At 60.9% G+C, this 24,992-nt stretch carries 8 protein-coding genes and 1 tRNA gene; 5 read left to right on the top strand and 4 right to left on the bottom strand.

The window, feature by feature from the left end:
* Positions 1–77: 77 nt before the first annotated feature.
* From FYJ43_RS11015 to FYJ43_RS10995, 5 genes are all read left to right on the top strand, one after another.
* Positions 78–1,343, top strand: a complete 1,266-nt coding sequence (locus tag FYJ43_RS11015; protein WP_154564922.1) for a hypothetical protein — start codon at positions 78–80, stop codon at positions 1,341–1,343.
* Between the two features lie 241 nt (positions 1,344–1,584).
* Positions 1,585–4,830, top strand: a complete 3,246-nt coding sequence (lysX, locus tag FYJ43_RS11010; RefSeq protein WP_154564920.1) for a bifunctional lysylphosphatidylglycerol synthetase/lysine--tRNA ligase LysX — start codon at positions 1,585–1,587, stop codon at positions 4,828–4,830.
* Between the two features lie 35 nt (positions 4,831–4,865).
* Positions 4,866–5,801 carry an alpha/beta fold hydrolase gene (locus tag FYJ43_RS11005; protein WP_154564793.1) on the top strand — a complete coding sequence of 312 codons (936 nt, stop codon included), beginning with the start codon at positions 4,866–4,868 and terminating at the stop codon, positions 5,799–5,801.
* A gap of 91 nt (positions 5,802–5,892) precedes the next feature.
* Positions 5,893–5,968, top strand: a tRNA-Pro gene (locus FYJ43_RS11000).
* Positions 5,969–7,188: 1,220 nt separating this feature from the next.
* On the top strand, positions 7,189–8,616 hold the full coding sequence (locus FYJ43_RS10995; RefSeq protein WP_154564791.1) for an HIRAN domain-containing protein: 1,428 nt from the start codon (positions 7,189–7,191) through the stop codon (positions 8,614–8,616).
* A 12-nt stretch (positions 8,617–8,628) separates the two neighbouring features.
* Here the strand turns inward: FYJ43_RS10995 and FYJ43_RS10990 are convergent, their stop codons facing one another.
* Genes FYJ43_RS10990 through FYJ43_RS10975 form a run of 4 tightly spaced genes read right to left on the bottom strand, consistent with a single transcriptional unit; the run spans position 8,629 to position 24,796 of the window.
* Complete coding sequence (locus FYJ43_RS10990) at positions 8,629–10,893, bottom strand: 3'-5' exonuclease (RefSeq protein WP_154564789.1); 2,265 nt, start codon at positions 10,891–10,893, stop codon at positions 8,629–8,631.
* Positions 10,886–17,278, bottom strand: a complete 6,393-nt coding sequence (locus FYJ43_RS10985; RefSeq protein ID WP_195839980.1) for a DEAD/DEAH box helicase — start codon at positions 17,276–17,278, stop codon at positions 10,886–10,888. The genes FYJ43_RS10990 and FYJ43_RS10985 overlap by 8 nt, the downstream gene beginning before the upstream one ends.
* Positions 17,275–21,933, bottom strand: a complete 4,659-nt coding sequence (locus FYJ43_RS10980) for a class I SAM-dependent DNA methyltransferase (protein WP_154564787.1) — start codon at positions 21,931–21,933, stop codon at positions 17,275–17,277. Before FYJ43_RS10980 ends, FYJ43_RS10985 begins: the two co-directional genes overlap by 4 nt.
* Positions 21,920–24,796, bottom strand: a complete 2,877-nt coding sequence (locus tag FYJ43_RS10975) for a helicase-related protein (RefSeq protein ID WP_154564785.1) — start codon at positions 24,794–24,796, stop codon at positions 21,920–21,922. Before FYJ43_RS10975 ends, FYJ43_RS10980 begins: the two co-directional genes overlap by 14 nt.
* Between the last annotated feature and the right edge of the window lie 196 nt (positions 24,797–24,992).

The following is a 24,992-nucleotide window of genomic DNA, read 5'->3' as shown; positions in this document are numbered from 1 at the left end:
TCAGGATGAACCACGTCGCTGTCGGTCAGCCGTGGGCACTGGTGTCAAACCAGGAATCGTGTCAAGAGTCCTCGTGGATGTGGGCTCACCCATGTGGGGCGGTCCTTTCGATCCAGTTGCGCCAAGGAGATGCGGCGGAACTCGTCGCCGGGATTACTATGCCTCCCGGTGCCGATGCTGAGGTGACGGTTCCCGGTCCGACGTGGATCCTCGATCAGCCAGTCCCAGCGATCGTCTGGGCTGCCGGAGCTAGCGGAGTCGTCGTCACGAGGACCGTCGGCGGCGATGTGACAGTCTGGCATCAGGACATGGGGGATTGTCAGCCCGCTGACGAGGGGATCAGCCTATGGGGCGCCGACATCTCACTATCGCCAGGCAGCACCCGAATGGCGTTGTGGCGTGGCCGTTCACCAAGCACTGTCGTCGAGGCACTGGGATGCCTTCCCTCGTGGTTGCCCGCTGAAACGATCGTTGATCCGCCTGAAGAAATGATGTGTCACACCCCTGATGCCGGCATTCTGATTGACGGGATCGACCACACGAGCGAGACAATCGGTCCGCTGCCGATGGGGGCTCATGACCTTGTCGTTTACGAATCTGGCGGTACGACACGGGTGATGATTGGGTGGTCTCCCGACCTTGCCACCGCCGTCGGCGCCCGTGTCGACCAGATCGTCTCGGGATTTGATCCCCGCACGGTTTCCGGCTCGCAGACCTGGCTGCTCATGAACGCGGTTGGCATGAGAGTTGCGCCATTCGAGGCCCTTGAGATGGCCGCTGAGGGGCTGGAAAACATCTTGTCACGGCCTTTTAGAACAGATGACGATCACATCGGCAAGCTTTTGACGTGCTGTGCTGCCTTCCGGCTGGGCCACCGTTTGGGTAGCTGCGAGCTTCGCGACGAAGGGCTGCGTCGGTTGTGGGAGCTTCCGCTACATGAGCCAGGCACCTTCATGTCCCGGTGCATAGCCTCGGCCGAGCTAGCTGAGTTCGTTCCAGAAACAGTCTGGGGACATGTCGGCTGTGGTGGTGAGGAGGATCGCCTGGTACGTGCGGAACGAGCTATATGGACGGGGCGCTTCGATAACGGGGATGCCGACGAGGCGGTGTGGGAGTTGGGAGCCTTTCTGCCCGCAGTGCCCGGAGGACCGCTCTATGCCGACGGACGTCGGGTGCCTCGGCGTCGCGCCGCCCTCGCCTATGCGATGACCACAGTCTGGCCGGAAGACCTGACGAGCTCGTATGGGCCGATGCGGGTAGGGGAATTACGGCAGCGCACGGTACGTCGCTTGCTCATCAGCGAGCATCTTGACGACGAGGATCTGGCACTGCTCACCTGGTGACAGATCGGCCCACAGCCTGAAAATGTCCCATTGTGGTGGTGTGGACACTATTTTCAGTAGGTAAGTTGAGTCGTTGCGGCGGTGAGGCTCTGGTTGTGTCGTGGGGACGTGGCACAGTTGTGGCGTGACATCATCGCGCCCTGTACCTGAGACACAAGCGGCATCGACTGCCCGGCCACGCGCCGGGTCTCGAGTGACGCCGAGCGCGAGGCCGACACCGGTTGTCGTCATTCCGCGTTTGATGAATATCGCCGCTCTGCTGACTGTGTTGCGCCTGGTTTTCAGTCGCACGACATGGGTGGCAATTGCCAACAACGTGTTTTCGCTGTTCATTTTCCCTATTGATGGTTTCGGTTGGGCCGGCGTCGTGGTCTTGCTGGTGCTTTCAGATGCGCTATCGCGGCGTAAGAGGTTTGCCTGGTGGGTGAGCCTCATTGTGTTTGGGTTGATGTGGCTTGTCTCAGTCGCATTTTTTATCGTTGTCGTCACTGAAGTTATGTCGGGCAGCCCGACGGATACCCTGAATGACATTGATCTAGCTGGATACCTGTTCAATGTGTTTTCTGTTGGGTGGATCCTGGTAGCGTTACTTACTCACCGTCGCAGTTTCTCCGCGCACACGGTTCGCGCCAATCTTGGCCGGGCGGCCATTGTGCTTGTTGGTGGGCTGCTAGCTACCGGATTTATTGGGTGGCTGTTGGTGTCCTTGACGGGCGGTGTTGGGCGACCGCGAAACCGTCTGGTGCACATCATCACTCGCATTTTACAAGGTAATACAGCAGATATGGCTCAGGAGACGACGTCGCCTCACTGGGTACAGGATGTCGTGTCATTCCTGCTGGCCGTTGTGTTGGTGGCTGCGCTGATTGTCACTCTGCGCTCGCAGCGCAATATCGCCATGATGAGCATTTCTGACGAGTTGAAATTGCGCCACCTTCTTGACGAGAATCCGGCAGATTCGCTGGGGTACTTTGCTCTTCGTCGTGATAAAGCTGTTGTTTTTTCCCATAATGGCCGTGCAGCTGTCTGCTATCGCACTGAGGCCGGAGTGGCGTTAGCGTCGGGTGACCCAATCGGCCCCGTTGATCAATGGCCAGGAGCTATTGACGCTTTCCTTCATGTCGCCCATACCTATGGCTGGGTTCCTGCCGTTATTGGCACCTCAGAGGAGGGTGCGACAGTGTGGAATCAGGCCGGTCTCAAAGCCATGCGTATCGGCGATGAGGCTATCATTTCCCCAGCGGCATTTAATCTCGACGATCCCGATCTCAAGCCCGTGCGTCACACCGTCACGAAGTTGCGGGCAATGGGGTACACAACTCGGGTTCGACGCCATGAAGATATCAATCCGCAAGAGCTGCACAGCCTCATCGACCTCACCGATAAGTGGCGTCAAAACGGTGACGAGCGCGGGTTCTCGATGGCGTTGTCCCGCTTGGGGGATCCGCTGGATGGCCGATGCGTGATGGTAGAGGCGATATATCCCGATGACGGCCCCCGTGCCGGCAAAACGGCTGGCATTCTTTCCTTCACTCCGTGGGGCAATGACGGTTTATCCCTTGACGTCATGAGGCGAGACCTCGAAGGAGCAGACAACGGTGTGACGGAGCTCATGGTTGCCGGGCTTATGGCAGCCGGGCCGGAGATTGGTATTCGACGGGTGTCGATGAACTTCGCAGTGTTCCGCGAGGCTATCGAAGAAGGTGCTCGAGTAGGGGCTTCGCCAGTGCGCAGGCTTAATCGCTGGCTGGTGCTCGTGGCGTCGAAGTGGTTCCAAATTGAGCAGTTGTACCGTTCCAACGTCAAATACAAGCCGAGCTGGCAGACGCGGTACCTCAACTTCACCGACACCTCCGATCTGGCCCAGGTGGGGCTGGCAATGGGTATTGCCGAGGGGCAACTCGATATTCCCCGATGGCTATACCCGGTTGAGCCACCGCCGCAGCCGATTTATTCGATCAGCGGGCATCCTGAAATTGCCGAATTCTTGGCCGAAGAACGCACGCCTGTCCTTCCGCGGCGCCGTCTTCCCGAACAAGTTCGTACCCGAATGGCCACTCGCGAGCGCCTGCTTGAATCCGGAGTGGAGGCGTATCCACCTGACTGTAAGCCAGACCACCGACCTGGGGACGTTGTCGTCGAGGTAACGGGCCAAGAAATGACGGTCTCCGGGCGAGTGGATGCCTGCCGTGACCACGGCGGTGTCATCTTCATTGATCTCGTTGACTGGACTGGTACCTGCCAGCTCGTGATGGAACGTGACGCTATGGGGGTCGACAACCTGCGCGATTTCCGCCACACGGTTTCGTTGGGAGACCACATGGTTGCTACCGGTACGGTGGGGGCGTCCCGTAACGGGACTGTGAGTTTAGAGACGACGTCGTGGCGCCTGGCAGCGAAGTCGCTGCGACCACTGCCGTCGAGACGATCGGGGTTCAACGATCCGGAGGCCAAGGTCCGTCAACGTTATCTCGACCTCATCGTCAATCCCGGTGCGCGCGATCAATTGCGTGCCCGATCGAACGCTATTCGTGCGGTGCGAGAAACTCTGCTGAGTCACGACTACATCGAGGTCGAGACACCGATCTTGCAGACGATCCACGGCGGCGCGAATGCCCGTCCGTTCCGCACTCACATTAATGCTTACGATTTGGAACTGTATTTGCGCATTGCCCCTGAGTTATACCTCAAGAGGCTTATGGTCGGCGGCGCAGGGCGAGTGTTCGAAATCGGTCGGAACTTCCGCAATGAGGGCGCTGACGCGACCCATAATCCGGAGTTCACGATGCTGGAGGCATACCAGGCTTATGGCGATTATGTGCAGATGCGTCACCTCACCAGGGAGATGATTCTGTCTGCTGCTCGCAACGCCATCGGCGGGACGGTCGTGCGGGGGCGCGATCGTAAGGGTGTCGAGCATGAAATTGACCTCGCTCACGAATGGCATGTCATCACCGTCAATGAGGGGATCTCGCGTGGCTTGGGAGAGGAAGTCACTGCCGATACCCCCAAAGAGACGCTCGTGAAGTACGCCGACAAGCTTGGGATTGCAACCTTGCCGAAGTGGAGCCGGGGCGACGTCGTCCTAGAGCTCCACGAGCATCTGAGCGAACATGTGACCGTCGAGCCGACGTTTTTCTGCGACTTCCCGACTGATGTATCCCCGCTGACCCGTCAGCATCGAGACGATCCCAGGTTGGCCGAGAAATGGGATCTCATCATCTTTGGTTCCGAGGTAGGTACGGCTTACACCGAACTCGTTGATCCGGTGATCCAGCGAGAACGGTTCACAGCACAGTCTTTGCTGGCGGCAGGCGGTGACCCGGAGGCGATGGAGCTCGATGAGGACTTCCTGGAGGCCCTTGAGTACGCGATGCCACCCTCTGGCGGTATGGGCATGGGCCTCGACCGTCTGGTTATGATGCTGACGAATGCGTCGATTCGCGAGACAATTAGCTTCCCGCTGGTGCGTCCGCGCACCTCGTGAGGGCGCGGAGCCTGAACCGTGACGTGAGGAGTGTCATGAGTGACGATGACGATTGTTTCGACGGAGACCCCCACACCGTGCTTGACTCGTCTCATGACGCACTGACGTCGGTGCGTGAGCTGGGCGGGCGACCCTTTCGCCTCGTGTATGACGACGGGGAAGGGCCACGCTACAACGCCGAGGACCCCGTCATTGTGCTCATGGCAGGAGCTGCGGCATCGAGCGACTTCTGGAAACCTGTCGTCGACCGGCTCCAGCACCTCGACGTCATTTCCTACGACCGCCCTGGGCTTGGTGGGACTATCTGGCCAGGGCACTATCCGCAGTTGGATGAAGAAATCGCTAGTCTGACCGAGCTCGTCGGTCTGATTCACAGACACTGGGATACTCGGCAACCGAGGAAGGTAATTCTCGTCGCCCATTCCATGGCAGCCTTCCATGCCGAGGCCTTCGCCCGGATCCATCCCGAGGCCGTTGCTGGAGTCGTCTTCGTTGATCCCTCTGTCGAGTGGCCCACACATCCGCCGTGTCGGCACAACATTGCATTACCGAATGCGGTCTACAAGATCATGGATTCAGCCGCTGGACCAGTGGGCCGGTGCGCCTTTGCCATTGGCGTGATGGCGCAGACGATGAGGTCGGGCTCCGTGGTGTGGCATCAGTTTCAGAACCACCGTCTTCATCGCGTTTATGGCAGTCCCGACGCGATGGCGATGGCAGTAGCCGAATGGATTGGCTACGACCAGCAAGCATGGGACCTCATGGCGGTACGGTCTGACCATGCCTGGCCCGACGTGCCTACGGTGTTGCTGTCGGCGGTGTACTCAGGCCAAGAGCAAGAGCTGAAACGTCATGAACGCCTGGCCCCGATGCTGGGAGCAAGACTAGTTGTGGTGGAAAACTCCCACCATCTCATGATGCTGGATCGTCCCGAAGTTATTTCAGATGCGATTCAGTCAGCGTTGGCGTGACGGAAACGCTAGTCACCGCAGCGACTCATTGGCCAACCAGACGATGTTCCACTAAGCTACTGCCGTTCTCGTTGCGGTAACCGTAGCGGAACGGGGCGTAGCGTAGTGGCTAGCGCGCCTGCTTTGGGAGCAGGAGACCGCAGGTTCGAGTCCTGTCGCCCCGACCATCTAGTCAGACCCGTTTTGGTGGCGTGTTAGCTAGTCGAGCGATGGTTGCGACCGTGGTTTTATTGCGACTTTATGCGGCATTAAGCGATATCGAACGTCATTGAGTGACTGGACTGAGTACAGTTTTGACTACGGGTTTTATCGCGCGCGTCTAGCGTGAATTGTACTGGGGTATTTACGGGTCGTAGATGTCCGATAATAGAAAATCACCAACTGGGTGGCGTTGACGATGAGGGGGTCAGATTCGGCTGAGTCGCTGGACCATCTTGTACCGTCAGTTTGGTGTAGTAGGACATCGGTGAACGGGATAAAGTATGAGCGAGTCTGGGAATTCACGATGACAATGACATACAGTCGCACCATGAGTACGGTGACGATGAACTTCGCAGAAGCGATGCTTCGAGGAGCGCGACTGGTGACTCTCGCGAATCCGCAAGCTCTCAGTCGCCAGCCGGAGCCGCAAACGGTCGACTCCTACCGCATTACTCAGAAGGCGTGGAAGAGCGTGGGGAATCATCTGAGTCGGCAGATGTTTACGGCCCAGATGCCGACCTCAGCGAGTCAACGCTCATCGGGGCGCCGAAGTTTCAAGGACCCTTACCTCCCCCACAGATCCTTGCGGGATACAAGGAGATCGACGCTGAATTGTCATCAGCGCGATCTTGTCAGGACATTGGGCTGTCGCTGGGATTGGTGCCGTCCTGCCTTGACGGAGGGTGCGGTCAGGCTCATCCAATCATTGCAGGACCCCAACCGGCATAGGTGACGCCTGACTAGGGTGTTCTTCTGTCCAGGCGGAGGAGTACGGGAGGAGCGCGGGCCGGAGGAGCTAGTTGCGTGACGCCTCATTGTCGGTATCCTCATCTTTCTGGTCAAGGTGTCAATTGCAGGGTCGGTGTTCTCGACGTTGACCTGTGATTGAGTTCCAACTCGCAGCACAGGGAAACGACAGGTTAGCTTCTCGGCCACGGGCGAAGGGGGCGGACTGTGTAGCGGGATCGGGTACTGAATGATGCGGCGGCTCGCATAGATGCCGTTGGTCGAGGTACTCCACGAGTAGGGACTGGCCAGCCGGGCACTGCTACAGAGGTCGTGAGTCGATGACGCATGAGGCGATAGTCCTGTTTGCCGACGATAATGGCGTCCAAGATTAGTTGTTAAGGTGAGAACAGGACGGGGTAGGCGTAGTAAGCCAGGCCACTAATCGATGGGTCGAAGCATGATCAAAGGCACGAACACAGTGAGGGACTTCATGGCGTCCCACCCGTGGTGGTGCGCCCTCATTGTTGCCGCTATGGTTCTCATACCGAAAACGGGAATATGGTTGGCTGCTGGTTTTTGGCTTGCGATTATTGGTAATCGCATTGGATATAGGAATGTATTGCCCGCCGCTAAAGTAGCTGTTAGGGTGGATTCTTTAGGGCCCTCGGTGAATTATAGCGTTGGAGATCGCGTTACTCGCTATGATGTTTTCGGGATGTGCTATTACGCGGTCCCTCATTCTGTAATTGGGTCAACGGTGCTGTGCGTCGAGCGTGAACCCCAGAACAGCAACGATAAAAACGCGCTTAAGGTCAGCGTGAATGGTCATCACATCGGCTACCTGTCTGTATGGGCTGCCGCTGAAATAGCTCCAGAATGGGATGCGCTTGGCGTGGCGTCGATGGATGTTCATGGACGCGTCATGAGTACCCTCGACGCATACGTCGAGGTGCCGACGAATGATGCCCTCCGTACGGCCCTGTCTCGGCAAGGTGACAGCCCACGTCCCATGCTACTGAGAGGTCACCGGCGGGCATTACCGTCGGCGATGCTGCGTACGCAAGTACCAGTTCAGCCGTGGGGGTCATGTACTCGTAGCTGCGCGCTCAGCGTGGTAAAGAAGTCTAAAGCTGGAATTATGCGGGTCTGCATGTCTCGTGGTCACGACGGTAAGCGTGAGAAGGTGCGACTGGAAGACCTTGACGCCCACATCAGGCTCACTGCGAACCATAAACTTGCCGTCTTTATTGACGATGTGCAGGTTGGGATGGTCCCCGATAAGGTGAGGGAACCGTACCTCAATGTGATCGAGGCGCTTCATGCCTCTGACCGATGCTTGTCGGTTCCGGCGTCGATCTGGATGAACCGTCAGCATGGGTTTCGAGCCGGCGCGAGTATTAAGCTGCCACGGCCCGATGAGATAGCCACCCTTGCCGGAATGCCACATGGACGAGTAGCAATTCTGCCGCGAGGTCGTAAGGTGCAAGTTACCGGTGAAGAAGACCACATCGAGACATTGTTGGGCCTCCTCGATGGCCAGCATTCTGTGCCAGTGGTAGCTGAACTTGGATCGTATATCAAGCAACTTAAAACAACTCAGAAAACGGTGGTTGGCGTCAAGGTATGTGGTGAGACGGTGGGTATGCTCTCAACCCAGATGAGCCAGCATTTTCTTCCGGTTGTCGAAGCGTGCGAGGATGCAGGAATTGCTTTGGTTTGCCGTGGCAGAATCACCGGTAATCAGCTGAAAGTCGACCTTGTACTTGAGGCCATTAAGGGCAGCGAATTACCCCCAGAGTGGGTCGACGACAATGTATCTGGGCACGCCATTGGGCCTGTCAGTGAAACCGCAGTCTCAGTATCGTCGCCGTACCACGGTGAGTGACGGGTTCGCGCGCTAGTGCGTTTGGGAGGATTCAGAAGCGTTCAGTAATGGGCTGGGCTCGTCGGTCCAACTCACGACAAGTTCATCGCGTGCCCGCGATGCTGCCACGTAGAGCAGCGACCGCTCCCGCAGCAGAGCTTGTTTTTTCTCATCCTCATCAAAATCGTATGCCTTGATGCCCATCGGGATAGACCGCGAGGAAATACCGAAGAGGAATATCTTGCTGAACTCCATGCCCTTGGCACGGTGCATCGTCATAACAATCGGCACCCCGGACGGTATCGGGCCATGATCAAAGGCTCGGGTCTGCACTCCCCGTTCATGCAGCGCATCAATGACTCGATCGCGTTGTGACCGGTCCCTCACCAGTATGGCGGTGGTCTCAGGCTGTTCGCCCTTCGCCCATTCCCCGACGGTCTTGGCCAGGATGTCGAATTCTTCGGTAGTCGTCGCACACGCATGTGTGGAGACCTCGGGACCGCGTCGAGCCGACCGATATTCGGTCAGCGTGTCGTCGTCAGCACCGTCCAGATCGACGTAAGATCCGCCCTCAAGTACCCGGGTCGACCAGTGAAGTATCTGCGCTGTGGTGCGGTAATTGAGGGTCAATCGCCGCGAACGGCCTCGCGTCATGATGCCGTACCGCGACAGCACCAACCGATGCCCGTAAATGCGCTGGTGAGAGTCCTCAGCGATGAAGATGTCATTTGGCCCCTCGGGCACGAGCGATCGGATGAGTCTCCAGTGGGCCGGGGCGAGGTCCTGACCCTCGTCAACAAGGACGTGATCGGCGACACCACCGTGACGGGTGAGGCACTGCCCGGCAATAGCGGCCGCCTCCGCAAACGAAATGGTGCCACCGATACGGCAGTCATGTCGGTACGTACTCACAAGCGTCCATATCGCATCACGGTCGCGACGATTGAGCCGGAATCCCCGCCCAGGGCGTCGTACTCGCACGTACTGTTCCTGGGTTGTGATGAGATTCGGCAGGATGATTTGTTCGTACTCAGTCTCGAGCAGTCGGTGGTGAGCGAGCCGCTCAGGCACCTCGTGTTGAGCCTGGTCGAGGATGTCTTGCCACAGCCGCGTCGGCGTGCGCCCGGTCAGGTCAGTGCGGGGGTCTCCCAGGACGTCTCTGGCAGCCTCGGCGGCGTCAGGTCCAGCATTTCGGATGACGGCGCTAGCCAAGGCGTCAATGCCGCTGATGTATATGCCTGGCTCTCCCAGCGCGGATGCTCGTGGCAGGGTCGGATCGAGTGACTCCAAGTTTTCGGACAGCTCATTAGCGAGGTTCTTGGTGAACGTTGTGATGATGATTCGGGCGTTCGGGTTATCGCGAGCCAGCGACGCGGCCCGGTGAAGTATGACGACTGTCTTGCCGGTCCCGGCCCCACCGCTCAACCGAAACGATCCGTTCCACCGGCGATTGACGAATCGGCGCTGTGTCGGATGCAAGAACACTCGCCACGCCCCGAAGTCTCCGTCCTCGATGACCCGTCGCAGCTCGTCTTTGCCTTCGATCGTGGCGAATTCCATGGCCGCCGCAGGGCTGCGCAGGCTATGGAGCAGCGCGGCGTCAGACTCGTCAAGTACCGACATCATGCCGACCGTGTCGCCTGCCGGTGCCTGTTGCCTGTTGAGCGCTGGCGACTGTTCTGTTTCGGGCTGTTCCTCCGCCCCGAGCAGTTCCGCACGCACCTGCTGTGGCGTCATCCCGGAGGCCAGATCGACGAGCATGGCCCCCTGCCAGCCACTGAGCGACGCAGCCATATCGAGTATGGCGTCCTCGCTGGTGAGGGAGAGCGCGGTATCGACGAGGTTGGCGTCTAGCCCGAGGGACAGCATTTCTGACCGATCGGCGGTGATGACGGGAGACGACTCCTGGACGGGAATGGTTGGCGGGGTAGGGGAGCTGACGTGTGGGTTGGGGATGGGCGGTTCGGACCGCTTGATTTCAGGGATTCCATTGAGAGGGTTGATGGCGAGTTCGACGCGCGTGGCCACGTTATAGGCCTCATCGTGGTTGTAGATACCCTCGAGGACGTAGTGGGTACGCCTACTACCGTCAGTGAGCTTGAACAACACAGCGCGGTACTGCTGGTCGACCCGACCGGTCCTTATCCTGCTGTCGCGGCAGTTTGCCACCTTCTCGATATGCAGGCCGGGCGTCTCGTCGTTTTCGGTGAGTTTAGCTAGAAAGGTGAACGCCTTCGCCCTGAGGGATCCGTCGAGCTTATTCGCCTGCTTCGACATGACGATCGTCGACTCAGCCATGGTGTGCCTCCCCTGACGCCACATTGTCCAGCGCCGTCGTGATGTCGTGTGCTGTCGGGCGCACCAGCGTCCATCCGTCCTCGGCCAGCAAGTCCCCGTCGTCGGGTTCCGGCGCGAAGATCACTGCTACATGCGAATCGGGCCATGCTAGGTCAACCATGATGCCCTCGGATCCGACCTCTTTGCCAGCCACCGGCTCAGGCACTCCCTGTGCCGCGAGGTCCTGCAGCAGCCCGGGAAGCTCGGGTGTGGCCAGCGAGGGACCGAGATCGTCGATAACGGTGGGCCAGGGGATCTGGTCAATGTCGATTACGGGCTCGGCGATAACCGCCTCTTGTTCTGCCGACTGCGGCGGTTCGACGCAGCCAGAGATGACTGTTTGGTTCGGTGCCTTGCGCAGCATGAGCGCGTTACTCAACGCAAGCCATTGATGCCACGCGTGCGTGAACTCGGCGCTAGTGACGGCATCGTCGTCGAGAACAACGCAGATGTCGCTATCTGGGGGAAAACTGCTCGTTCGTAGTCGGGTCCGAATACTCAAGGGGCCGTCCTGCCGCCACCAGGTGCGTACAGTCCCAGGGTCGGCTTGCTGGCTGTCGATAAGATCTGTCTGTTTCACAGCGGCAATGGGTATCGCGGGATCGACGTAGCCATCTGGGGGGTTATTCGTCGAAAAGAACATCGGGATGGCTGAGGTGAAGTGCGTGAGAGCCTCCAGCGGCTCTCCCCGCATCCAGTACTCCAAGAGCGCGAAAGGCCCACCAGTGATGGCTCGCACGGCGTCAGAGGTGTAGTCATACAGGCCAATGAGCTTTGACGACGCTGAGGCGTTGAACCATGCGGGTGCGGCTGGTTCACGCTTGGCCTCGAAATCATTGACGTCGTCTAACGTGACCGCCAGCACCTCGACCCCAAGATTGCGGAGCCCAGCGCGCTTCTCGGCGTCGTCGCGCACCCGGTTGTGTGCCGGGGTGGCGTGGAAGGTCGCCCCATCGGTGAATATTGCCAGATCTGGACGGCCACCGCCGCGCAGGACGAAATCGGGTTTGCAGCCGGGCATGGATACTTGAGGCTGCAGGGTGTATAGCACTTGCCCGATGCGTACGTTGATGACGTTGCCGCCGGGCCCATAGTTTTGGGATACCGTCGCGTTGAGCCTGCGTGCAAGAGCCATGAAGGATTCTCGGAAACGTGACTCCAGATAGGACTCGTCGTCAGAGCTGATCGTGGCAGGCGTGGTGACGATCTCCCAGGTCATGTGGTCACTAGGCGTATCGCCGTCAGTTAGCCCCATGAGAACCTTGAGGCAATCTTCGGCTTTGGCGCGTGAGACGTATCGGGCGTCGCGGGCGGACGCCAGCGGTAGCAGGCAGCGGTGGCACGCGAGGCGCTCCTCATCTTTGCATTGGCAGTCGCGCACGATTTCGAAGGCGCGTCGCAGCGCTTCCCACACATTCTGGGGATCAGTGAATTCAGCGAGATAGCCGGTACCGCCTGGAACGAGATCGTGCAGCAGCAACGCGTCGCGGGTTCTGCCGTCGACGGGTTCTTTGATCGCCATGATGCCGAGGTGGTCGGGAGTCCCACCGAATTGCTCGCGTAGTCCGAGTAGGAGTGCTGCGCGCAGACTCGGTAACGCGAACATGTCGCCGGTGACAATCGAGGCTGGCAACGGTAGGACGACGGCTTGAGTTGTCAGGGACCTGGTGAGCGCGACTGTGCGTACATGCTCGTCGAGGTCGTCGCGGTAGCGGCACCACGGCCGATGCTCGGAGCGGTGATTGGTTCCGGTAGTGCGGTCGAGGTGTCCGCAGCCTTCGCAGACGCGGAAGAGGGGAGTATGGCATTCGAAACCAGCCACCTGCCGACGTGGGGCACTGGGCGCCTCCTTGCCGAGGTTGATCCAGCGCAGGTCCATCCGGTCGAGGTATCGAGCGCCAAATTCGGTGTCCTGCACATACCATTCACTGTGAACCCGTGAGGGGTCAATGTCTGCGGCTGGTACGACGGTGAAGTTCGTTCGGACACGCTCCTCGATGGCGTCGTCGATGCGTGACTCGTCTCGCTTGATGGCAGCCGAGGTGCGCGTCAGCTCCACGGCCTCCAGGTGCTGTCCCGTGTCCGCGATGCCGTGATCGTGGCATCGCGGACACGCCGCCGGAGTGCCTTCGAGGCGTTGATCGACGGTATATCCGCACGAAGGGCACACTGCCAGGGTGTGGATGGATTCGCCATCTCGTCCGAGGTCGATTGCGTCAATAGTGATGGCGTGGCCCAGGGCATAGAACGTCGCTCCGGGGGCGAAATCTCGCAACGCCGCAGCGCTTCCCCGCGAGAACGATGCCGTCTCGTCTTGGTAACGGTGCTCGTCAGGGTCGTACCAACTCAGGCTCACGTCGAGTTCCACTGAGTCGTCGACGAGGGTGTAGTTGGGGAAGAGCCCGTACTCCTCCAAGGTAGCGATCCAGTATTCCTGGGTCTCTTTTCCCTTTAGTTTACGGATCCATGCGATGGTCGCCTCGGCGTCTGCGCAAGCGCGACGGTCATCTTCTCCGGCGTTGGGGATGTCCGCCTTCTGGCGCAGCTCGGGCAGACTTGCTGCAATAGTCGTGCGTCGATGCTCCAGCTCCTCTAAGGTTTGCGCCCACCGGGTAGCAGCGGCGAACACCTGTCTGGCAAGCCCGCTGGTGCGTGGACCATCCACCGGGGTAGCCCAGGCGCGAAGGTCCTTGATAGAATCGGCGCGCAGGTGTGCAAAGGTCGATAAGAAGCGATCCACGTGCTCGTCGGCGTGGGCTTCGGCATGGTCGACGAGGGTGGCGAGGAAGCCACCGTCGTCGCCGTTCATGGCAGCACCCGAGGTATGCGGATGCACGGCGTTGGGGTCGCGGGCTAACTCGTCACCAAGATGTGCCACATACTGTCGGCGCAGAATCTCCCCAGCGCTGAGGTAGGTTGCCGGAGGACGCACTTGGCCGTTAATCATCGACGTCGGATCGCCCAACCGGGGCAGGTGTTCGCCACGACCCCTGACCATGGTGACATCGAGGGCGCTGCCTGTCGCGCGGCCAGCTCGACCAACTCGCTGTACGTAGTTGGCTACGTTGCGTGGCAACGATGACAGGAACACCGTCGACAGGTCGCCAATGTCGATACCCATCTCAAGGGTGGGTGTGGCGACGAGGACGTTGGGTGCCGAGGGATCCGTCGAGCCAGCCTTGAAGCCGTTCTCGTATTCCAGCCGCTGTTGGTCTGAAAGCATCGAGGTGTGCTCGCGGGCGACGATGCGTCGCGGGTCACCGGTGCGATAAAAGCCGCGATAAAAGTTGTCTGGTGCCATCGGCGCGGGGGTCAGGTGCCCGCCGCAATTCCCATTGAGGCATGGAGCATTGCTGAGCTGACGTATGGTGTCGGGGCTGCCTGCGTGCACGGCCTGGCACAGATCACAGCGCAGCACAATGGTGCGGTTGAGCAATTCCTCATCGCGGGTCGCCCGCACCACGATCTTCTCATGGGGAATCCCATAGACGGTCGCCTGGGCCTGCGTCGTCATCGCCGTCAAGACACCGTCGTGCCTCAAGCATTCCAGCAGTGACCTGGCCAACCGAGCGCCATGACCAGGGGAAACTCCCAGCACTCGTCCAGTCCACCGGGCATACCAACTCTGGCCGTCGGTGACATTGTCGAGCTGTTCGTGGCGGACGCGCTGGCCGCCGACTCGCGGAAAAGCAGGGGCAGAACGGCCCGGCGGGAAGGCGGGCATTCCGTCACTTTTACGGCGTCCTCCCCATAGGTACCACCGCGCACCGTCGTGCTCCAGGTAGGTCTCCAGCCATGGGTGGTGAATACCTCCCTGAGTGCGGATGCGTTCCAAAACCCCGCGAACCCACGCCACCACCGTGGAGTCGGTCAGGCCGGCGAGGGCCCCCACGAGGTTGTCCTCATGGTGTCCCAGGGCTTTCCGACCTATGCCGGCCATGTCAGTAAAAGACCCGGCCTCCACCTCGACGCAGATCGAGCCGGTCTGTTCTAGAGTGCGCCCATATCTGCTCTGGAGGCCAAGTTCGAGGATCGTGTCGAAGGTGAGACGATCACGGACTCGGGCGAGAGTCGCTTTCGGCACTATCGCGTCGCGGCCCGAGCGCCAGAAGTCTCTGAAGTTCGTTTGTTCGGCGAGCTCGGTGGGCAGCAGCCGGTAGCGCTTGAACGAGTCGTCAGCGTCGTTGAGCACGGTGCTGACGAGTTCGGGAATCGTGGCGGGCTCGTCGCTGATGGAGCTGCGCAGGATCGCGCGCAGGGTGAGGGCGTGGGAACGTGCCGAGATGAATCCTGCACGGTGGGCGGCATCCTGGACAGAGTCGGTGAAGACGAGTGCCTTCTTTTCATCGAGGTCGTCGCTGCCGAACAGGGTAGATAAGTTTACCGACAGCAGTGTTGCGATGGCCGATCCTTGGAAACGAATGGCGTCCTTGGCTCCGCAGCTAGGGCAGACGTCGTTCTTGGCGTCTTTGTCAGCGTCCTGGCCGGTCTGGGTGAGGACGGGCAGAAGAACGCCGTTGCGGTACTCGGGGCTGTCAGCGTCGGGAATGTGGTGATCGAGGCACCGATTGACGGTGTCGAACCAGCACAGTGAGGCTACTGCCTCGCCCGTGTCGACGGCGCGAGCCCCCTCTCGCGGGGCCGAGAGCAAGGCTCGGAAACGCCCTTCGTGTGCCGCGTGGATTCGTCTGATGCTGTCATCATTGGCGCTGAGGTTGTAGCCGGTGCTGGCGAGCTGGACGCCCCATCCACTGCGGCCACAGCGACGGCAGTACACCGCTGGCAAGGCGACGACTCCCGGCTCGGTGCCGTCGTCGGTCACATGACCTACCAGGGTGCCGTCGTCACTCCAGCGAAAGTTGGTGGCAGTCGAGACGTCCCGGTCGATGCGGCTGAGCTCGCGAATCCACAGGTGAGTCTCGGTGCTTGGCATGTCACGGTCAGGCAGCGCACGCAGGTGCCCGAGGGCGCCTATCAGCTCCAGCAGAAAGGTGACGCGGGGGTCGTCCTGGCGAGAGGCTCCCGGCAGCAGACGGTCGGCGAGATCGCGAACGTGAGTCGCATCGGCGGTGGCTTTCAGGAATTCCCGGATGAACGGGTGACCCTTGGCGAGCGTGACGAGGTCATCATGGCTCGATGCATGGTTGCGACCGGTTGGATCCCCCTCATATTCATACAGGCTGGTCAGCAATATGGTGCACGCCTCGTCAGGGGACTTGCCTGCGACGGCGTCGAGAACATCGGTCACCATGAGGGCGTTGACGGCGCATGGTTCGACTCCGTCGTGCTGAAGGCGTGCTTGCGCGTCACCGGCCCAGTCATCGACATCTCTGCGGGACTCGGTGACGACACAGCTGGCATCAAAGGGTTCACCGAAGACCGTAGTGGCGAAGGACACCATGTTGCCGGAACGCTCAAGGTCTGGGGAGGACGCGTCTGCTGTCACAGTCGTGGACGCTTGCTCGGCTGTGCCCAGGGTTGCCGAGGTGCCAACCGGGGTGATGCGCCCGAGTGGACGCTGCCATTCCTCGGCGGTGTGGGTGTCAGCCTGGCTACCGCGCTCTGGCCAGTACGACTTGAGGGCCAGGCCGAGTCGACGCAGCAGCATGGCGACGTCGGTGCCTTGAGCCCCGTCGTAGGTGTGGAATTCGTCTAGGACGAGGTATTGCAGCGATTCGGCTGACTGCTGCCAGATGCGCTGGTCCTCGTGGCGCAGCAGGAGCTGGTCGAGCATCTTGTAGTTGGTGAGCAGAATGTCGGGGGCGGTGTCGCGAATAACGGCCCGATCGGTGATGAGACCGTCGACGGTGGTGCGAGATGACTCCTGCTCACCGGTGTAGATCGCGGCGGTGACGTCGGTGAGCTGCCCGTCAGTGGCTATGAGGTTGGCCAGACGCTGAGCCTGATCGTTGGCCAACGCGTTCATCGGGTAAAGGATGAGCGCCTTGGTGCCGCCGACACCGTCGTGGCGGGCCCGGACGACGTGGTCAAGGATCGGAAGTAGGAAAGCCTCCGTCTTGCCCGAGCCGGTGCCGGTAGTGACGAGAGTCGGACGCGGACGGCCCAACGCCGAATTGAGACGGGCGAAAGCCCTAGCCTGGTGGCTGTATGGCGCAAAACCCTCGGGCATCCAGGTGAGCTGGTCGGCCGAGTATTTGGGTGCTGGGGCAAAAGGCATCCGGGTACGCAGGTAAGGCCCTTTGAAGATGCCGTCGTCGGGGTCGCGCAGGAACTCATCGAGTGCGCGCTGAGCATCGGCATCGGACAGTGCGAAGGTGGTCGTGAGGTAATCCAGCAAGGCGGTCTGCAGTTCGGCCGCCTGCTTTGAGGCGACGAGTTCACTCATGTCTCAGGTCCTTGGGTCTTCAGGCGATGCTCAAACTCAGCGTAGGCGACGCGCATGTCATCTTCACGGTCGTAGGTCTGAAACGGCAGGTCGTAGACGTACGTGTTATCCGCGTCGTTGGTGTGGGTGCGTTCGTCGCTGGTGATCGCGTCACCCTTTTTCCGCCACACCTTGAGCACCTGGTTCGGCACGAGGCGGCCGTGGGCGTCGTAGAAGTACTGCTCATGGTCGTACCCGTATAGAACGGCGAACTGGGTGCGGTACACGGTGCACAACTGGTCGGCGGTGACCCCGAGCATGAGAGCCACAAGGGCGTCGATCTCGACGAGGGCCTGACGCCGATCAACCGCTCGACGCAACGGGGTCCCCGGCGTCCATTCGGGGCCAACATTCCCCAAGGCAGTCGTGGCACGGTCGATGGTCCACGAGTCGGAAGTGAAGGCTGGGTCGAAGCACTCGGCCCACAGGTCGGCGTAGGCGTCTGTAAGACAGTTGAGACGAAGGGTGCGCAGGAGAAGTCTTGGCAGCAGCGGATGGCGTTGGCACGGTGCAGGAAGCCGGTCGAACACAGCTTGGTAGATGCCGCTTTTGGGGGCGGCGCGAACAGAAAAGTCAAGGAGAAGACTTGATGCGAACCCTGCGCAGGCGGTGAGAATCCGATTGTCAGCACCTCCTACGCAGAACACTCCATTAGGGTGTGCTGTGCCAGGTGGAATGATGGCTGGGATGAGGGTGCGCTCACCAGTATTTGCCGCCATCGCACGCCATGCCAGACGGTAGTGGTCGCGGGCCGGGTCGTCGTCCCAGTGGGTGTAGTCGGCGTCGTAACGGGCCCGGTCTCCAGCCGGTTTGTACGAGGTGACGGGAATGGCGTCGGGAGGAAGGGTCTCCAGGTCGACCGCAGACCAGTCCTGATTGTGTTTCATGGTCGGGTTCGGTGCTTTGAAGAACGGCGTCGCGACGTGAAGGTGCGGGCCTTGAAGGATGACATCATCCCAGGAATCGGGGGCTCCCCACTGCTGGACGAAGTACCCCTTGGTGCGGTCGTTCTTTTCGTGCCATCCAGGGGAGAACCGGAGGTGGAGGGACTCAAAGCGTGGCGCGTCGGACAATTGTCGTAGGGTCTGCGCTACGTCGCGGTTGACGGTGTAGAGCATCCGCGTCCGTCGTGGCGCCTCAAGGCCGGGGTCAAGGACGTCGCGCCACGTGGCGAGGGTCTCGTCGGTGACCACCTCGATGCGCTCGGCGTGGGGGCGCTGATCCCAGTGCCCATCAACCTTGAATCCGGGTGCCTCACCTGACCCGTCGTGGCGCAGCGAGCCCACGACCGTGTCGGGATGATAGAGGGCGCTTGCCTGAAGGAAGTGCGGTTGCGCGGGGGAACCATAAACGTGGACTCCATAAGTGACCAGATGATGCACTTCATCGAAGAGTTTGAGTTCGTTGACGAACTGCCAGTGCCGACGCAGCCTCGGGTAGGTCTCCTCGCGCAGATGCCCGGCCTTCTCATCGGTGAAATGGGTTTCGGGGTGTACCAGCCCGACAGTGCCCCGTCCAGACATGTGCGCCCATGTCTGGCACATGAAGCACCGGTAGAGGTCGGGTTGCAAGCCTTGCAGCAGGGGATAGTTTGTGGCGTCCCCGACGAATGAGCTTGTCCCAGAGACGTCAGCGATGCCCCGGCACACCGAGTCGGTGAGACCGGGCAGGGCGAGAGTGTCCGTGCGTCGCTGTTCGCGAGCTTCCTCGGAAGCCTTCCCTGCCAACTGCCACCATGGGTCCCCTTCTGCGAAGAGAGCATCCATGTCCAGGATGGGTCGCACCCACGGCGGATTCCCGACCTGCAGATCGAAGCCGCCCTGGGCGAAGACCGGTGCAAAGTCGAGTTGCCAGTGGAAGAAGCCCTGCTCCTTGGCAACCTCCTCGCACACCCGTAGCCACGGGTGACGTTCCAGCGCAGTGTCCACAGAGTCGGCGCCGCCGGCAGCGATAACCCAGCTTTCCTGCTCGGCCAAGGCCTGCCACTGGTCGGCTGGGGCCAACTGCTGCTGGGCATCGTCGTCGTAACGCTTCGCGGTGCTTTTCAGGCGGATCTGGGTTTGGCTGCCAATAATCATCTGGCAGGCGTCGATCCACTCCTCCCAGCTGGGCGGGGCAACGGGTTCGGCCGTCAGCGGCCAAAACCACAGGGCACACCAGGCATCCATGACTCGCCGCAGCCGACGATACGCCCCATTGGAGTCGGCAAGAGACTGCTCGACCTGCTCTCGAGTGACCGCCGACTTCGTCGTCGTCGCCTCTCGTCCCCACACCGTGATCTCGCGTCGGGTCTGCTGCTCGGCCACCATAAGGCGACGCAGCGCCATCGCCCACAACTCCTCGGCCTGGCGACCGATGTCGACCAGCGTTTCCAGCTGAGTTTTCGTCGGCTTGGTCCGCATCTGCTTGCGCCACTTCTTGACGGCGGCAACGCGGTCAGGAACAAGCTGCTTGGCCTGGCGAGAATCAGCGGTCGCGCCCCACCCGGCCCCCGGTAGCAGCCAGTGCGGGATGCGTCCGTCCGCCTTCGTGGGGCCATAGTCGTCGGCCTCGATGCGGTGATTGAGATCGTCAAGCGGCACATCGGTGGGCGGGGTGCGCAGCCACTCCTTCGACGTCACCTCATCTTTTCGATACACGGCGCGGCGAGCACCGATGAGTGAATTGCCCCGACGCAGCCGCAATCCGAACCATGGTGCGTCCAAACCTTTGGCCATGGTGTCGAGCCACAGGGTGATTTCGGCAAACTCCACTGCGGTCGCATTGAGGTCGACCCCGTAGACGTTGTGTAACGCCAGGTAGGCCTTGACCCGTTGTAGCTCAGCGGGGTAATCCTCGGGATCGATGGTGCAGCCACGCTCGTCCTGCCTGCGCTTCAGGTACTCTGCTGCGAGCTGACGCACAGCCTCGATAGCGAACGCCCCCGACCCCAGGGCAGGCTCGCAGACGCTCAAGCCCAGGATCTCCTCGGCGGTGGTGGTGTCGTCGATGAGCTGTTCCAACGCCTGAGAGACGGTAAACTTCGTCAGTACTTCTGGGGTGTAGTAGCTCGCCGACTGTTGACGCTGCCGGCCCGACAACCGAAAGACGAACTGTCCCCGCCGGTAGATGCGCGGCTCTAGGCGGCCCTGGTCGTCTTCGACCAGTACGAAGTCCTTGTCGGCGACGCTGGAGGCTCGATCCAGTGGCACCACCCACGAGCCTTTCTCCGGGTTGCCGTCGTGGGCGACTTCGTAGAGGTCCTCGGTGGCGAAGAACCCGGTGTAGCTCATGAGGCTTTCGTACACGGCGCCCAGCTGGTTGATGCCCAGCTCGGCATAGCTAATGTAACCGCGCTCCCGGCCCTTTTTGCCATGCTGCTCCTTGGTCAGCAGCAGCCGCTGGAGCACGTGCTGAAGGGCCTGATTACCCAGGCCGACGTCGTCGATGAGAGCAGTGGCCTTTGAGCTGAAAAGATCAGCACGCAAACTGTGGAATGACAGCCCTCTCGTAGCGTCGTGAGCGTCCTCCAGATGCCCCTGGTCGACGAGCCGAAAGAGAGTCCCCAAACTTTCATAAAAATGTGTACCGCGCATGGATTGCTCGGTGACCAACGGCACTTGCACCAACTCGCGCAGCCGGTCAAGGGAATACCCAGCGTCGTACTCGGGGGCACCTACCGGTAATACTCCCAGCTCGGGGGAGGCCTCGGCATAGAGTAGGAAGAGGATCCGGTAGAGGAAGCGTAGTGACTGCATCGCCAAAGGCTGAGCCTGGTCTGAGGGCAACGGGCTGAGTCCCTGCTGGCGACGGCGGTCCACGACTTCGTTGGCGATGATCTCGATGGATTCGCGGACCCCTTCGCGCAGGTCCTGGCTCACCCCAACGGTGTGCTTAATCGACTCCTCCAGCGCCTCGGTCCACCACACCTTGCCGTCGGCGTCGGGAGCCAGCGACCTCGCCTCAATGCAGGTGAGAGCCCGGTCGACCTCGCCGCCCCTCTTGAGATCAGCCCGCTCCGCGACGGTCTGCACGTCGACGGCTAGATACCGCCCCTCGGGCCACCGCCCCTTTTCGGCAACCACGAGCCAGCGGCCGGCCATGACGAGGGCGAAGCTTGGCCCCTCCTTGGGAGCGAACAGGGTGCTTACCAGCCGGCTCGCCGAGTGCACCTCCTCGCTATCCGGGGCATCTTCCGACGGCCGCCACGGTGTCCAGAGAGTTCGAGCGTCCTTGACCATGAGCTGGTCGGGGGTCTCTACCGGCTTGGCTGTGACGACGGCCAGTGCCGACTGCTCGACACCCGCTGTCGAGAACCATCGCACTGGCCCGTCGCGGCGGATGCGGAACTCACCGGTCAAGTACCCCAGCACGCGCAGCAACACCTCGTGGGCCTGCTCAGTAGCCTCGGCCTTCGCTGCCTCGTCGAGATCGTCGGAGTACAGCGCGGCAAGCATCGTCGCGAGCTTGCTGGCCTGTCCGGTGAACCGTGACCGTGTCGTCGCAATGTCCTCGCCGTCCCACTGCTTGCGGCGATCCAGCACGAGCTTCTGGAAGGATTCTTTGCGCGCGTCAGTGGTAAAGAAGTGCTCGCTGATCCAATCTTCGACGACGATCAGGGCGTCACTGCTTGGCATGGGCACGCTCCTCATGAACGGTCGGGACGGTCTGCGGCACGACGACGAGCAAGGGTCGCGCCAGCTTCTGCTGTGGCTCCATGTCGGCGATGAGCTGCTTCTCCTCCTCGACGGAGGTCCGCCGGACACGAAGGGCATGGTTGGGGATGAGGGTCTGCGAGTCCTCCTGCCATGCGACGGTCTTACGGTTCCATGCGGCGATCCGGGTTTGGGTATTCTCTTTGGCAGCCTTGAACATGGACGTCAGCTCCTCGTCCGCTGCGTTCATGGCGCGTGTCACTAAGGGTTTGAGATCATCGGGCCGCGCAACGGGGCCGGGATTAGACATATCAGCGCCAATGCCAACCTCAGCGAGCATATCAGCTGACGAGGTGTGCATGGTGATGTACGGGGATGTTAGTTTTTCGGGATTGAGGAACCTGATGCACATCCAGCTCGCCGCTACCACGAGTCCGCGCCGATCCGTGACAGTGCCAACGGCCAAGACAGTAGGTAAGTCGACCGTGCCACGCACCACATAGACGGCGTTGCGCGACAGCTTCGACAGCGCTCGATCAGCGGCCCAGTCCAACACTGGGTGCAGGGGGCTCAGGTAGTGAGCCTCAGGCCAGGAACTGTCGGAATCGTCAGTGAGAGCTCGGGCAAGCTGCTCCTGAGCGACCGTCTCGTCTGTAGCTAGCGAGAACCGCTCAAGCACGTGGCGGTCTCGCAGGTAGCTTTGCGGTAGTACTTCCAAGCGCTGTCGCAGGTCCGCAGGCGGGACGAACTCGACGATGCCGTCGCCGTGATCTCGCCACGAAACTCCGCCACCGCGACCGCTATCCGTCGGGGCTGCTGACGGTGTGGTGTAGTAGGCCTCCAACGCTTCACGCAGGAAGTCGACGGGCCGGGGGTACAGCGGGCTCGGCTCAGTGAACTCGGCTGACGGCGGCTCATCGTCAACCGGCGCGTTGAGGGTGGCCAGGAGGCAGGCTAGGGAATCCTCGGGTGATAGCTCATCGACGCTCTTGACAACGTCGTTGAAATCTCTGTGGCCTGCCAGAACCTGTTTGATGTCCTCCTCCTCGGCGCTGGCGCTGTAGCGGCCCATGAGGCTGGCAGCGTCGCCAAGTGCCTCGTGTGCCTCCTGCTCGCGCTTGAGTAGACGCGACAGCACCCGAAGATCACCGCGGAAACTCGGGCTCGACGGCTCCAACAGCAACGTCGTGATGTGTGGGGAGTGACGCTGCCCGTATCGGTCGATGCGGCCATTGCGTTGCTCAATACGGATGAGACTCCAGGGGATGTCGAAGTGGATGAGCTCGTGGCATTGCTGGTGCAGGTTGACGCCCTCACTGGCGACGTCGCCGGTGACGAGCACGCGGATGGGGGAGTTTGACTGCTTGAAAGATTCGACGATCTGCTGTTGTTCGGTGTCGCTGAGACCACCGTGCAGTACGGCGACGTGGTCGGCGGGCAGGGAGAGGTCGTCGAGGAGACGATCACGCAGCCAGTGCAGGGTGGCGACTCGTTCAGCGAAGACGACGGCTCGCTCTGGTCGACGCCGATCTATGCCAATACTGCGTAGGTAGCGCACTAATTCGTCGTATTTGGCTGATGAATTGAAAGCGGCGTCGTTTAAGTCGTTCAATCGATCCAGCGCTTCGATTTCGAGCTGCTGATCCGGCGTCACGGGGTGCGCAGTGATGCGGCGGCGGCGCTCGCTGATGGTCTGACGCAACGCAGCTGGGGAGGACAAAAAGGCCTTAGCGATAGTCCACGGGAAGAGGGCGGAGGCTGCGCCGCTGTAGGGGGACGAACCGGCGGGATGCAGCCAGACCCGGTCTAATTCGTCGGCGACGGCGTCCTCGGCTGCGGTGGCGCTGACCAGAAGGTTTTGCGGTGGTTTACGTTCGGCCCAATCGGCCCCGGCGACACTGGACACTTCGGGGTCGTTGCGGTGGCGTCGCTTCACGAGACGCTTGAGGTCGTCTTTGTCGAGGTCACCATGCGGGCTGACGGCGGTGGGCTCCAGCAGCCTAATGAGCTCGGCGAAGGATTTCCGGTTGCCGTTGTGTGGGGTCGCGGAGGCCAAGATGAGGGCGTCAGTATTGGGTGCCAGGGTTCGGGCAAGACGGTTGTTCTGGGTGGTGTCACCGGTGACATTGTGGGACTCGTCGATGACGACGGCGTTCCATTCGTGACGGTGGAGGTCGTGGGCGAAGCGGTCCTGCTTGAGGGTGTCCATCGAGATGATGACGCGCTTGTACCAGCTAAACGGGTTGCGGTTGGCGGGTATCTTCTGCTTGACGCGCTGCAGACCGACGGAGTCGAGACGCACGAAGGGGATTGCGAAGCGACTCCACATTTCGTTTTGCATCTGTTCCAGCACGTGACGGGGACACACAATGAGGATGCGTTCGCCACGGCCCCGACGGATGAGTTCGGAGAGGATCATCCCAATCTCGATCGTCTTGCCCAGGCCTACCGCGTCTGCCAGGAGGATGCGTGGTTGCAGGTTCTTTGGATCGAGGGCCTGCTGTACCGCCGAGTATTGGTATCGCAGACGCTTAGCCAACGCATACTGGCTGGCGGCCAAGGTGGGCTCGCCGAGGGGAATCGGGGTCTTGCGAAGCGTCGCTTCCAACCAGAGTCGCGCGTCCCGATAGTGCGGGGACGCGTCGGCTACCGGGGTCGCGTCATGCGGGTCCAGCGGGACGATGGTGTCCAGCTGGTCATAAAACGTCGCCGTAGTGCCACGGACGAGGTCTGACAAGCCCTGCACCGTCAGGAGTTGTCCATCGTCGGTGTGCTCAACAGTGCTGACGAGCCACTCTTCGTCACGCACCAGCACGACCGAACCTGGCGCGACGGTGATTGGCATAGTCAACTCCATCCTTGTGGTTGCTACCGCCTGTTCCGGCACTGATGACAACACATCTACCGTCGGTCGGGCGGAGTCGGGCCACTTTCTGCGCTGACGACCGCCGTCATGACGGCGGTCGCATGGGTACGATATATCAACAGCGGGTAACCGCTTGTCGGGGGTCAATGATTGGTTGCGAGTTGATCCGTGCTCG

This window comes from Cutibacterium porci, from assembly GCF_009696315.1.
GTDB classification, from domain to species: Bacteria; Actinomycetota; Actinomycetes; order Propionibacteriales; family Propionibacteriaceae; genus Cutibacterium; species Cutibacterium porci.
This window is presented reverse-complemented; position numbering and strand designations above follow the sequence as displayed.

Excerpts from the sequence above, each read along its gene's own strand:
- FYJ43_RS11015 (WP_154564922.1), top strand. The coding sequence starts at position 78 with ATGTGGGCTCACCCATGTGGGGCGGTCCTTTCGATCCAGTTGCGCCAA.
- lysX (WP_154564920.1), top strand. The coding sequence starts at position 1,585 with ATGAATATCGCCGCTCTGCTGACTGTGTTGCGCCTGGTTTTCAGTCGC.
- FYJ43_RS11005 (WP_154564793.1), top strand. The coding sequence starts at position 4,866 with ATGAGTGACGATGACGATTGTTTCGACGGAGACCCCCACACCGTGCTT.
- FYJ43_RS10995 (WP_154564791.1), top strand. The coding sequence starts at position 7,189 with ATGATCAAAGGCACGAACACAGTGAGGGACTTCATGGCGTCCCACCCG.
- FYJ43_RS10990 (WP_154564789.1), bottom strand. The coding sequence starts at position 10,893 with ATGGCTGAGTCGACGATCGTCATGTCGAAGCAGGCGAATAAGCTCGAC.
- FYJ43_RS10985 (WP_195839980.1), bottom strand. The coding sequence starts at position 17,278 with ATGAGTGAACTCGTCGCCTCAAAGCAGGCGGCCGAACTGCAGACCGCC.
- FYJ43_RS10980 (WP_154564787.1), bottom strand. The coding sequence starts at position 21,933 with ATGCCAAGCAGTGACGCCCTGATCGTCGTCGAAGATTGGATCAGCGAG.
- FYJ43_RS10975 (WP_154564785.1), bottom strand. The coding sequence starts at position 24,796 with ATGCCAATCACCGTCGCGCCAGGTTCGGTCGTGCTGGTGCGTGACGAA.